The 12,691-nt window shown below is 66.9% G+C and carries 9 protein-coding genes; all 9 read right to left on the bottom strand.

Going from position 1 to position 12,691, the window contains the following annotated elements; translation table 11 throughout:
- Positions 1–6,159 (bottom strand): amino acid adenylation domain-containing protein (locus ACFQV6_RS38755; RefSeq protein ID WP_378032689.1); only part of this gene is annotated, 6,159 nt, incomplete at its 3' end.
- 7 nt (positions 6,160–6,166) lie between these two features.
- Entirely contained in the window at positions 6,167–6,379 is a 213-nt protein-coding gene (locus ACFQV6_RS38750) for an MbtH family protein (RefSeq protein WP_378032688.1), read from the bottom strand.
- A 23-nt stretch (positions 6,380–6,402) separates the two neighbouring features.
- The gene (locus ACFQV6_RS38745) at positions 6,403–7,401 is read right to left on the bottom strand and encodes a class I SAM-dependent methyltransferase (protein ID WP_378032687.1); all 999 of its coding nucleotides are present in this window, start codon (positions 7,399–7,401) and stop codon (positions 6,403–6,405) included.
- Entirely contained in the window at positions 7,398–8,366 is a 969-nt protein-coding gene (locus ACFQV6_RS38740) for an LnmK family bifunctional acyltransferase/decarboxylase (protein ID WP_378032706.1), read from the bottom strand. Before ACFQV6_RS38740 ends, ACFQV6_RS38745 begins: the two co-directional genes overlap by 4 nt.
- Positions 8,366–9,475: a histidinol-phosphate transaminase gene (locus tag ACFQV6_RS38735; protein ID WP_378032686.1), complete on the bottom strand. Its 1,110-nt coding sequence runs from the start codon at positions 9,473–9,475 to the stop codon at positions 8,366–8,368. The genes ACFQV6_RS38740 and ACFQV6_RS38735 overlap by 1 nt, the downstream gene beginning before the upstream one ends.
- Positions 9,444–9,767: an acyl carrier protein gene (locus ACFQV6_RS38730; protein ID WP_378032685.1), complete on the bottom strand. Its 324-nt coding sequence runs from the start codon at positions 9,765–9,767 to the stop codon at positions 9,444–9,446. Before ACFQV6_RS38730 ends, ACFQV6_RS38735 begins: the two co-directional genes overlap by 32 nt.
- A gap of 14 nt (positions 9,768–9,781) precedes the next feature.
- Complete coding sequence (gene dmpG / locus ACFQV6_RS38725) at positions 9,782–10,783, bottom strand: 4-hydroxy-2-oxovalerate aldolase (protein WP_378032684.1); 1,002 nt, start codon at positions 10,781–10,783, stop codon at positions 9,782–9,784.
- Between the two features lie 7 nt (positions 10,784–10,790).
- Positions 10,791–11,738 carry an acetylating acetaldehyde dehydrogenase gene (locus ACFQV6_RS38720; protein ID WP_378032683.1) on the bottom strand — a complete coding sequence of 316 codons (948 nt, stop codon included), beginning with the start codon at positions 11,736–11,738 and terminating at the stop codon, positions 10,791–10,793.
- Positions 11,735–12,595 (bottom strand): 2-keto-4-pentenoate hydratase, encoded by an 861-nt coding sequence (locus ACFQV6_RS38715; RefSeq protein WP_378032682.1) that lies wholly within the window; start codon positions 12,593–12,595, stop codon positions 11,735–11,737. The genes ACFQV6_RS38720 and ACFQV6_RS38715 overlap by 4 nt, the downstream gene beginning before the upstream one ends.
- Positions 12,596–12,691: the final 96 nt, after the last annotated feature.

The raw sequence follows: 12,691 nt of genomic DNA, 5'->3' as shown, positions 1-12,691 counted from the left end.
AGCCACGACATCGTTGAGCGCCGCCTCCAACGCGTCCCGGTCCACCACACCCGACAACGACAACACAATCGGCACGTTGAAGATCGGCCGGTCGACCATCGCGTCCATGAGCAGGATGCGCTGTTGACCGGCCGACAGCGGCAGCTCACCGGAGCGTTCGACCGCTCCGAGTACCGGACGGCCGGTAGCCGCATCAGTCAGTAGCCCACTGAAGCTGGCGATGGTGGGGTGGGTGAACAGGGTGCGCAGGTGGAGTTCTAGGTGGAGTTCGGTGCGGATGCGGGTGATGAGGCGGGTGGCGAGCAGGGAGTGGCCGCCGAGGTCGAAGAAGTTGTCGTCGATGCCGACGCCGGTGCGGGCGAGTAGGTCGGCGAGGATGGTGCAGAGGTGTTGTTCGGTGGGGGTGCGGGGTTGGCGGCTGGGGGTTTGGTGGGTGGTGCCGGGTGTGGGCAGGGCGCGTTTGTCGAGTTTGCCGTTAGCAGTGAGCGGGAGTTCGTCGAGCATGATCAGGGTGTCGGGGACCATGTGGTCGGGCAGCCGGTCGCGGAGTTGTTCGCGCAGCTGTTCGGGTAGTTGGTCGTGGGGTGTGGTGGCGACGATGTAGCCGATGAGGCGGCGGTCGCCGGGCTGGTTCTCGCGGATGATGACGGCGGCGTGGGCGACCTCGGGTAGTTCGCGCAGGGCGGCTTCGATGTGGCCGGGTTCGACGCGGTAGCCGCGTATCTTGGTTTGGTCGTCGGCGCGCCCGGCGAACTCCAGGGTGCCGGTCCGGTTCCATCTGCCCAGGTCACCGGTGCGATACATGCGTTGACCGTTGGCGCGTGGGTCGGCGACGAAGCGTTCGGCGGTCAGGTCGGGCCGGGCCCAGTAGCCGCGGGCGAGGCCGGCTCCGGCGATGTAGATTTCCCCGGTCACTCCGGGTGGCTGTAGCCGTAGCCGTTCGTCGAGGACGTAGACGCGTACTCCGTCCATGGGGTGCCCGACCGGGATCGGTCCGGAGCTGCTGGTGATCGGCTGCCATGTCGAGATGACGGTGGTCTCGGTGGCTCCGTAGGCGTTGGCGACGTTGGTGCGCGGGTCGGCCGCCAGGACCTTGGCCACCCCTGCTTCGGAGATGACGTCTCCGCCGGACCAGGACAACCGCATCCGGGCCAGATCGTGCGGGGTTTGTTCGGCGAGCAGGTTGAACAACGCCGCGGTGAAGACCGCTGAGGTGACCTCGCCGTCTCGGATGGTCTGAGCCAGCTCGGACATGTCCAGCGGGTCAGCAGGAGCGACCACCACCGCCCCGCCGGAGAGCAACGGCACGAACAACTCATAAACCGAGGGATCGAAAGAATGCGGGGAATGGAACAGCACCCGGCGCCGGTATTCCTCATCCCAGCAACCATCCGCGGCCAGCGCCACGATGCTGCCATGACTGACCGCCACCCCCTTGGGCCGGCCAGTCGACCCCGACGTGAACATCACATACGCCAACTGATCAGCGGGCCAGGCATCACCCGCAGCGACGGTGTGGGTGGCGTCGATGCTCAGGGCGTGCGTGATGTCGATGATGGTGCGGTCATGCTGCAGGGCCGGGTCCATCTGCTGGCCGTCGGTCACGATCAGCGTGGCCGCGGTCTCCTGCAGCACCCATTGCTGGAGCGCGGTGGGAAAAGCTTCGGGTAACGGCACGTAACAGCCGCCCGCTTTCAGCACCGCCATGATCGCCACCACGACACGCGGCGAACGCGGCATCATCAACGCGACCGCGGTCTCCCGTCCCACACCCGCCGCGACCAACCGGGCCGCCAACCGATCCGAAGCGGCATCAAGCTGCGCATACGACAGATCGGGATCGGCCGGCTGCAAAGGTGCCGTGACCGCCACCGCCTCGGGAGTACGCGCCACCTGCCGGCGAAAAACCGTGACAACATCGGCAGCAGGTGCCTGAGCCGGCGGGCCGGTCTGCTCGGCAGCCAACCGCTCAACCTCAGCCGGGCTGAGCAGATCGATACCACTGATCGGCCGCTGCGGCGCAACAGCCACCTCGGCCAGCAACCTCACCCACCACGACACCAAAGATTCAACACTCTGCCGGTCGAACAACTCCCGGCAGAACTCCACCGCCCCCGCCAAACCGTCACCACGTTGCGCCACCGTGAACGTCAGATCGAACTTCGCCCCCATGAACCCCTGAAAACCATAATCCTGACGCACCTGCACACCCGGCAAAGCAAAAACAGCATCCACATTGTTCTGCAACACCAACATCGTCTGAAACAACGGATGCCGATCAGCGGAACGCTCCGGATTAACCTCCTCCACCACCCGATCGAACGGCACATCCTGATGCGCGAAAGCCGCCAGATCAACCTCCCGAACCCGCCTCACCAACTCCTCAAAAGACGGATCACCAGAAGTATCGGCACGCAACACCAGCAAATTCACAAAGAAACCGACCAGATCATCCAACGCCGCATCATTGCGCCCGGCCACCGCCGTCCCCAACGGAATATCCGTCCCCGCACCCAACCTGGTCAACAACCCCGCCAACCCGGCCTGCAACACCATGAACAACGTCGAATCACACCGCTGCGCCACCCCCACAAGCCCAGCAGTCACCTGCCCATCAACTACAAACGGCACATACTCCCCCGTCCGACCGGCCCCCACCCGACGCCGCCGATCAACCGGCAACACCAACTCCAACGGCAAACCCGCCAACTCACGCCGCCAAAAACCAAGCTGCCGAGAAACCAAACTGCCCGGATCACCCTCACCACCCAACAACTCACGCTGCCAAATCGCGTAATCCGCATACTGAACAGGCAACGGCGGCAAATCGGGGACACGGCCGGCACAACGGGCCGCGTAAGCCTCCGCCAAATCCCGGGCCAGCGGCCGCAGCGACCATCCGTCGCAGGCGATGTGGTGCAGTACCAGTACCAGCACGTCGCCGATCAGATGAGCCCGGACCGGGATTTCCGTGCCGAGGTCGAACGGCCGAGCCGACACCTCCTCAACCGAACCACCCTCCACCAACGTGACCGACGGCTGCTCCACAATCTGAACCCGGCCATCAGGAAAAACCGTCCGCAGAGCCTCATGCCGAGCCACGACATCGTTGAGCGCCGCCTCCAACGCGTCCCGGTCCACCACACCCGACAACGACAACACAATCGGCACGTTGTAACTGGGCGCTACGCCCTCCAGCTCGGCGAGGAAGTACATCCGGCGCTGCCCCGACGCCAGCGGAATCGGCCCGGTTCGCACGGCCCGACGCAGCGGTGGCCGCTCGCCGGAGTCCGCCCGCGCCCCACCGGCAATGCCCCGCACCGTCGGCTTGGCGAAAAAGCCGCGGATGTCCACGTCCATGCCGAGCTCGCCGCGGATACGGCTGATCAAGCGGGTGGCGAGGAGAGAATGACCGCCGAGGTCGAAGAAGTTGTCGTCGATGCCGATGTCGTCGGCTCCGAGTACCTCAGCGAACAATTCGCACAGCCGGGCTTCGGTGCGATTGCGTGGCGCCCGCCTGAACGACAGGTCGCCGTACCGGGGAGCCGGCAGTGCCCGCTTGTCCAGCTTCCCGTTCGCGGTCAACGGCAGCCTGTTCACCACCATGACGGCGCCCGGGACCATGTGTTCGGGGAGCGTGTCGCGCAGGTACGTGCGAAGTCCCCAGATCGCCGAACGGATCCGCTGCGAGGCCAATGGCGCATTGGTGTGCGGTCCCGGTGCTCCGCTCGTCGCGGCGGCGACGATCTGTCTGGTGTGCTCCGGCAGAAAATAGACGTCGACGCGGTCGGGTGCGGCGGAGGGTGTGACGATGCGCCGGAAGCCGTCCGGGCAGGGCAGGTCAGCGGGATCCACCCCCGCTGCCGCCGCAAGTCGCTTCCGGGCCTCGGCCGGGTCGAGTCCCTCGACGATCGCAGCGGCCGCCGCGACCTCTCCGGCCACCCTGGCATTGGGAACGCCGGTGACCAGAAGCCCACTCGGCGGCACCGCCGGCACGGAGCCATTCCACGGCTCGTGCTGGAGCGCGGCATTGTCGACGACGGCTACCGGGCCGCGGTAGAGGGTTACGTCGTAACGGTGCCGGGTGAGCTCGTTGTGGTAGCGACCCTCCTTCACCCGGATGTCCACGGCGTCCGCCTCGGGAATTGTCGTGAAGAACTCCGGTGCGACCAGCAGTTCCTCCTCGCCGGTCACGCTCTGTGCGACGGCCTCGCGCACCTTCGCGGCGTCGTCCTGCCGGGCGAGGTGGACAGCGGTGTGCAATGCGCGCAGCGTCCGCAAGTCGCGGACGTCGCCGACGAACACCGCGCCGCCGGGCCGCACCAGGCCGAGCGCTCCGCGCACCACGCGATCCAGATATCCGGAGTCGGGGAAGTACTGGGTCACGGAGTTGATGACGACGGTGTCGAAGAACGCTGCGGGAAGCCCAGTGAAGTCGTCGGCTTCCTGGTTGAGCAGTTCCACGCGCTGATCCGGGCCGATGTGGCGGCGCAGCACCGCGATGGCCGACGACGACAGGTCGGTGCCCCAATAGGATTCGCAGTCCGGCAGCAGCTTGGACATCAGCAGCCCGCTGCCGACGCCGATCTCCAGAACGCGGTTCGGCCGCAGGTCGCGGATCCGGCCGATGGTCGCGTCCCGCCATTCCCGCATCTGCTCCAGCGGGATCGGCCGTCCGTCGTAACTACTGGTCCACCCTGCGAAGTTCTCGCCGAAGGCGGTCGTACTGCTGTCCTCGTACAACGTCTCGTACAGAGACCGCCACTCCGCCACGACCTGGCTGCCGTCAGCGCCAGCGGTGTCGTTCAGCACCACGTACCCGACGAGACGCTGATCGCCGGGCTGGTCCTCGCGCAGTACAACCGCGGCGTCGGCCACCTCGGGATGGCGGGTGAGGGTGGCGGCGATCTCCTCGGGCTCGACGCGGAATCCGCGGATCTGTACCTGCTCGTCACTGCGACCGAGGTGCTCCAACGTGCCTTCGGGCAGCAGCCGGGCCAGATCGCCGGTGCGGTACATGCGCTGGCCGGCGGAGAACGGATCGGCGACGAACCGGGTCGCGGTGAGCGCGGGCCGGTTGAGGTAGCCGCGAGACAGCCCCGCTCCCCCGACGTACATCTCACCGATTGCGCCCGGCGGCACGGGGCGCAGGCGCTCGTCCAGCACATGGACGCGCAGATTCGGGATCGGCTCACCGATCGGGCTGCCGTCCTGTTCGGCGTGAGTGGCGTTCAGCGGCAGATAGGAGACGTGAATCGTGGTCTCGGTGATGCCGTACATGTTGACCAGCTGGGCCGCTTCGTGGCCGTGACGCGTCCACCAGCCGGTCAGCCGTCCCGGGTCCAGGGCCTCCCCGCCGAAGATCACCCGACGGAGACTCAGATCGTTTCCCTCCACCCTCTGGTCGGCTTGGTCGAGCTGGTAGAAGGCGGACGGAGTCTGGTTGAGCACAGTCACGCGTTCGCGCGAGAGCAGCAGGCGGAACCTGTCCGGAGATCTGCTCACCTCGTAGGGCACGATGACCAGACGGCCGCCGTAGGCCAGGGCTCCCCACATCTCCCACACCGAGAAGTCGAAGGCGTAGGAATGAAACAGCGTCCACACGTCGGAGGGACCGAACTCGAACCAGGGATGAGTGGCGTCCAGGAGCCCGACCACGTTGCGGTGGGTGACGGAGACGCCCTTGGGCTCCCCCGTCGAACCCGACGTGTAGATGACATAGGCGACGTTGCCCGGATACGCCGTGCGGCCGGGCGAGTGGGCGGGCTGCGAGGCGAGCAGCTTCCTGGTCGACGCCGCGCTCAGATCGATATCGGCGCTCTGCTCGCCGCCGGCCGCACGTACTGTGCAGGTGGGGGCGGCGTCGTTGAGCATGTACTCCAGCCGGGCGCTCGGCTGTGCCGGGTCCAGTGGAACGTAGCCGGCGCCCGCCTTCAGCACGGCCAGCACCGCGACCACCAGGTCGCGCGACCGCGGCAGCGCCAGGGCCACCAGTCGTTCCGGACCGACGCCGCGGGCGATCAGCAGATGAGCCAGCCTGTTGGCACGTTCGTCGAGTTCGCGGTAAGTCAGCCGGACGTTGTCGTGGCTGACAGCTATGGCGTCGGGACTCCGTACGACCTGCTGTTCGAAGCGATCCGTGAGCGTAGGCTCAACCATCGGGCACTCACTCCCGGGTCATGTCGGTGATCAGGCTGCGCGGCCTCATGTCGGTCCAGTTGCGCTCGATGTAGCTGATGCAGTCGGCTCGCGGCACCGGGCCGAAGACGGTGCTCCAGCCCTCCGGCACGCCGGCCCAGTCGGGCCACAGCGAGTGCTGGCCTTCCTCGTTGGTCAGCACCAGATAGGTGCCTTCGGTGTTCTCGAACGGGTTGGTCACCAGTCACCCCTACTTCTGGACGATTACTTCTGGACGATGAAGAGCCGGCCACCAGGGAATTCGTGCGGAACGACCTCGACATGGGAGAACCCCGCGGCGCGGAATCTTTCGATCCACGCCTTTTCGGTGGGGAGGCGTACGTTCATGAACCCGGCGTGCAGATAGGTGAACAGCGCGCTGAAGCGGCGTTCGCGCTCGTCGGTTGCGTACGGAACCGCATCGGTGATCGCCAGGAAGCCGTCGCGCGCCAGTGCCGCCCCGCAGCTTCGCAGCATCGCATCGAAGGTTTCCTCGTCTCCGACGACGTCGTGGAACACGAATCCGGCGTGGATCACGTCCGCGCCGGCCACCGGAGACGGGTCGTCCGCCAGCGACTGGACCGAACGCTGGATCACCTCCAGGCGTCCGGCGACACCGGCCCGCTCGGCGGCCTTGCGGGCCTCGGCGCAGGCGCTCTCACTGATGTCGAGAGCCATTCCGGTACGGCCGTGATCCTGGGAAAGGAGTTTGATCAGCAATCCCGCGGCTCCGGCGCCCAGGTCTGCCACGTGGCCGGCGCCGGAACGGACGATCAGGTCGAAGGCGGCCGGGTAGAAATCACGAGTGCCGATCCAGCGGGAGCTGACCGCCACGCGGCGGGGGTTGCGCTGGTGCTCCTCGGCAGCCCCGTCCAAATCGCGGAAGAACATCGGTGCGTTCTCGATGAACGGCCGGTTGGCAGTGAACGCCCAGCACAGATAGCCCGCGTGATTACGCTGGTTCGGGTAGTCCGGAGCCGCCTGGAAGTGACCGTTGTCCCCGGTCGTCACGACAAGTCCGGCGGCGAGCAATGCCGCAAGGTATTCCGTCATGGGTCCCTCGGGAGTATCGGCGGCTCCGGCGAGGTCGGCGACGGTGAAGGGCTCTCCTCCATCGAGGAACGGATCGATGCCGAGTTCGGCGCCCACCTGAAGGAGCGCGGCGGTGGCCGCCATGTCCGCGGCTGCGATACGGGCCGATCGCCGAGTCTGTTCGGAATTCATCGCAAGCTCCTCACGTCTGTCTGCGGGTCAAGGGCGATCTCAATGGCGGTGACCGCGAGTAGCTGCCCCGTCGCGGCGTCGCGCATCGCCATGTCCGCGATCTCGATCTCCGGCCGGGTGGCACTGCGCAATCTGCGCACGGTGATCATGAACAGGGCGCCCGGATCGGCGTTCCCGAAATAGCCCACCTTCTGGTCGATCACGCGGCGCCGGAGAAAGTGTTCGTCAGAGCGGCCGAGCGAGCGCCATAGGCGCAGGAGCGCTGTGTCGAAGATGGAGAAGTAGGACGCGAAATAGACCAGGCCCACACCGTTCATGTCCCGTACGACATCCAGCGCGTACTCGAAGGTGCACTCAGGGCCTGTCACCGCGAAATCCTGCGGGATCGGGTCGCAGAAGCCGCCCGCCTGGCGCGCCCGTCCGACCAGCGCGCGCGGCGAGTATTGATTCGGCAACCGCGGCAGGTCAGCGAACGCGAAATCAGGAGGGGCGATCTCTGCCAGGCCGTGGTTGCTGCCCGGCCGGGTGCGCGAGATCCACCGGTTGAAGGTTTCCACATACATGCAGTCCGGGTGCGGCAGCTCATGGGCTTCCGCAGGATTCAGCGGGGCGTCTGCCAGATCGAGAGCGGCGGGCGCGAGCCGGTGCAGGGTCAGCACCGATTGGGTGCCGAGGTGGAATACCCGTGAACTCACGTGGAGTTCGTCGCCGAACGTCAGTCCGTGCGGGTGGACGACCTCGCCGCCGCGTACCCGGTAGTAGTAGAAGGACAGGTAGGCGGGCTGCCCCAGCGCCGTGCGCGCCGCGTACACATTGGCGCGGCATGCCGCCGCCACGGTTTCCCACGTCCAGTCCCCGATGGTGCCGAAGATCAGCGAACCGCCACTGCACATGCCCGGGGAGACGACCACCTGCCGGGACAGGCTGCTGTGGTCGATCATGCGCGAGGAGACCTTCATGGCCATCACGCGCCACACCGATCCGTCAGGGCGCCGGCGGTCACTGCTGCCGGCTGGTCCCGCCACTGCTTCGCCGCGGTGAGGAAGGCGTCGTTGTCCAGCGTCGCACCGATCGACGCGCGGATGCCCTCGCCGTCGAAGACCCGCACCGCGATGCCCGCGTCCAGGCACCACCGGCCGAACGCTCCCGAGTCGTCGCCGAGTCGCAGCCAGAGGAAGTTGCCCTGGCAGTCCGGCACGTCCCAGCCGTCGGCCAGCAGGGTCTTTCTGACCCGGTCGCGCTCGGCGACAGTGGTGGCGGCCTGCCTCAGCAGCTCCTTCTCGATGCCGAGCGCCGCGAGCGCCGCGTGCTGCGCGACGGTGTTGACCGCGTACGCGAGGCAGGCTTTGCGCAACTGCGTGACGAGCCCGGCGGCGCCCACCAGGTAACCCACCCGCAAGCCGGCCAAACCATAGGCTTTGGAGAACGTACGCAGCACGACCAAATTCGGGTACGCGTCGCACAGGTGCAGGCCGCTGGACACGCCCGGCTCGCTGACGTACTCGAAATACGCTTCGTCGAGAGCCACCAGGCACGTCGGTGGGACCCGGTCCAGGAACGCCCGCAGCGCGTCGCCGCCGACCACGGTGCCGGTCGGGTTGTTCGGATTGCAGATCAGCACCAGCCGCGTGGCATCGGTGATCCGGTCGGCCATCGCGGCGAGATCGTGCGTCTCGTCGCTCAGCGGTACGCGGACCGAGCGCATCCAGGCGAGGTCGGCGAGGACCGGGTACAGCTCGAAGGCTCGCCAGGCGTACACCACCTCGGCGCCGGGCTCACCGACGGCGTGAAACATCGCCTGGAGCAGTGCGAGGGATCCCGCACCCACCAGGACCCGGTCCTGGTCGACTCCGTGTCGCCGGGCGAGCTCCCGAGTCAGCTCGGCGCAACTCGGGTCCGGATATCGGTGGATGTCCAGGCCGGCCTCCGCCACCGCGGCGAGGACAGGGGGCAGCGAGCTGTGCGCGGACTCGTTGGCGGACAGGGGACGAAGATGGTGGGGGCCGCGCGTCCTGTCGGTGGGCCGGTAGCCGGCGAGACTGTCAAGGGCGGTGCGTAGGCGTGGCATTGGCATGGGCGCTCCAGGTGGTCTTTGGTGCCACGTTTGCGGGTTGCAGCTCGGCGCGTTCACGTTCCCTGGCGGCGGAACAGCGCTCGTCCATCAAGTCGGCGATGTCCCCGACGGTGCGGAGCTCCAGCAGTTCATAGTCATGGATCTCGATGCCGAGCCTGCTGTTCAGCACAGTCGCCAGCTCGGTCACGGCAAGGGAGTCGATGCCTACCTCGGTGCGTTTCACCGCCGGGGTGATGTCCTCCGCCCGGATCTGCAAGTCGTCCACCAGGATGCGCTTGAGCACGTCGAACACAGCTCGCCCTTCTGTCATTGCCGGAGCCTGTCGAATTCCCGGCCCGGTTCGGACCTGCGCAGGGCGAGCGCGACGTCCAGGATGAGGTCCTCCTGACCCGCGATCGCCTGACGCCGGCCGAGTTCGAAGAAGACGTCGCGAGGGTCGACACCTTCGCGTGCGGAGATGTCGAGCACGCGGTTCTTGAACCCGGAGAACACCCCGGCCAGTCCGCTGACGACGGAGACGGAATCGATCGTGGGCGGCGCGGGCATCAATTCCCGCTCCGCGACGTCCGCCGCGTCCAAGAGACGGTAAAGGTCGATATCCGTCCGGAACCCCAGCCGTTCGAGGACGGGAACCAGAACCTCCAGCTGGGTGTTGCCCGCGCCGGCGCCGAAGCCCCGGGCACAGGCATCCAGGATGTCGGCTCCCGCCTCGGCGGCCGCGATGGAGTTCGCCACAGCCATGCCGAGGTTGTTGTGGCCGTGGAACATCACCGGCACGTCGACGGTGGCCTTGATGGCACGAATGCGCTCCGTGACGTCCGCCGGAAGGTAGTGCCCCGAGGAGTCGAGGATGCCGACGCCGCTCGCACCGAATCTGACGAGCCGCGCGCACTCCTCGGCGAGTCCATCCGGAGTCGCCATGTGGCTCATCAGGAGAACACCGTGCGCCTCCACGTCCCGATCGCGCAGGAAGCCGAGGTGCCGCTCGGCGAGGTCTGCCTCGGTGCAGTGGGTGCCGATCCGGATCACGTCGACGCCGTACGCGATGGCGTTCTTGATGTCACGGAGCGTGGCCCATCCCGGCAGCAGGAAGACACCTAGTTTGCTGTATGTCAGGGCTTCCCTGGCGATCGCCAGCATCTCGTCGTCTGCCAGCCGGGCCTGGCCGACCTGAAGGGAGGAGGCACCCAGGCCGTTGCCGTGGCCGACCTCGACCACCGGAACGAACGCCGCGTTGGCGGCCTCCGCGTATGCGCGCAGCTGCTCCGCTCCAAGATTGTGCCGGACGGCGTGGTGGCCGTCGCGCAAACTCGGATCATGAATCTGGATCAGCCTGCCCGACGGGGCCCCTCGGCCTGCTGTTGCCTTGCTCATGACGTCTCCGTCCCGGCGTCGAGAGGCGGTCCACCGCATAGCACTCGGCGACGTGGATCGCGGCGGAATTGATGATGTCGAGGTTCCCGGCGTATCGAGGTATGCGGTCTCCCGATGACGTGACCTCCACGGCGATGAAGATCTGAGAGTCATCCACCGTGCACGCCCTCACGTCGAAGCCTTCGACGAACGAGCGGATCTCTCTCGCGGCTCCGGTCACCAGCGAGTGCACCGAGTCGGTGGTGAGGCCCTTTCCCAGCAGAGCCATCGCGACCCGGAAGGTCGCCGGCGGCCGTGCGGGGCTGATGTTGAGGATCACCTTGACGTCCTTGACGCCGGTGAAGCCGCGGATGGCCTCCTGGGTGGTCTCCACGTACTCATCAAGGTTCATCCGGGTCCCGCGGCCCACGCTAAGCGTGGCGGCCGTGGTCACCACCTCGATGTAGTCGATCTCGTGCACCTTCGTTATCGCGTTCAGAATGGGTATCGACGCCTGCCCGCCGCAGCTCACCATGCTGATGTCGCGGTGCCAGACGATCTCCGCCTTGTTGACCGTCGGTACGACCATGTGCCCGGCCCGGCTGGGCGTCAGGTCGATCAGCAGGGTGTCGAGAGCCGAGAGCTTCTCGGCGTGCTCGGCATGGAAGAACGCGTTGGTCGCGTCGAATACCGCGTCGAAGGGCTCCCCGGCTTCGATGAGGGAGTGGATGCCCCTGGTCGCGACCGGCATGCCGAGCCGGGCCGCCTGGGAGAGCCCTGGACTCGTGGCATCCCGGCCGGCGACGAGCCGCAGGTCGAGACGATCCGAACGCATGATCTTGCTCGCCAGGTCTATGCCGATGAGTCCGGTGCCGAGCACCGACACGGAAACCCGTCCGGCTTCGTTCATCCTGCGATCGCCTCCTTTTCGGTCGGCTCGCTGCCGTCGACGTGCAATGTGATCGAGCCCAGGTGGTCGAACTCCGCGGTGAAGGTGTCGCCCGGGTTCAGCGGAACCGCGGCGTGCAAGGCACCGGTCATGATCACCTGTCCTGCCTCCAGCGCGATGCCGTGCTCGCCGAGCACGTTCGCCAGCCACGCCAGGACCGCCACCGGATCGCCCAGAGCCGCAGCGCCCGCACCGGTCGCCACAAGCTCGCCGTTGCGGGAGAAGACCATGCCCACCAGCCGGTAATCCAGATCCGGTGACGGCGTGACAGCCCGCCCGAACACGGCCGCGCCGGTTGAGCCGAGGTCGGCGATCGTGTCGGCGAGCCTGATGCGCCAGTTCTCGATGCGCGAGTCCACGATCTCAAGCCCGGCCATGGCCGCGCCGATCGCCGCGCGCGCCTGCCGCAGCGTGACACCGGGACCGGCCAGCGGTGCCGCCAGCTCGAAGACGATCTCCGCTTCCACCTTCGGGGCGATGAATGCGTCGAGCGAGACGGTCGCTCCGTCGCCGCGGATGGTGGAGGCCATCACCGGCCCGTAATCCGGAGTATCCACCCCGAACATATCCTGCATGGCCGCGGAAGTGAGCCCAGCTTTGTAGCCAGAAAGGATTTCTCCGTCCGCGACGAGCAATTCAGTGAACGCTCGCTGGATGAGGTAGCCGTCGTCCATGTTCAGGGACGGATCCGCGTCGGTGAACGGCGCGATCGGCTGGCGCTTCTCCCGCGCCTCGTACAATGCCCTGGCCCTGCGTTCGACCTCACTATCTGCCATCAATTCACCCTCATCGAACGCGGCATCGGCGGACTGTCCCATTCCGGCACGAGTCCAGGTTCACGCTGTTCATGCGCGCCGCAGGCGTCGTGACCCTCGGCAGGTCGACGGTGCCGCACCTGAGCCGCCCCGGGGAGG

The organism is Actinoplanes sp. GCM10030250 (genome assembly GCF_042666575.1).
GTDB lineage: Bacteria > Actinomycetota > Actinomycetes > Mycobacteriales > Micromonosporaceae > Actinoplanes.
This window is presented reverse-complemented; position numbering and strand designations above follow the sequence as displayed.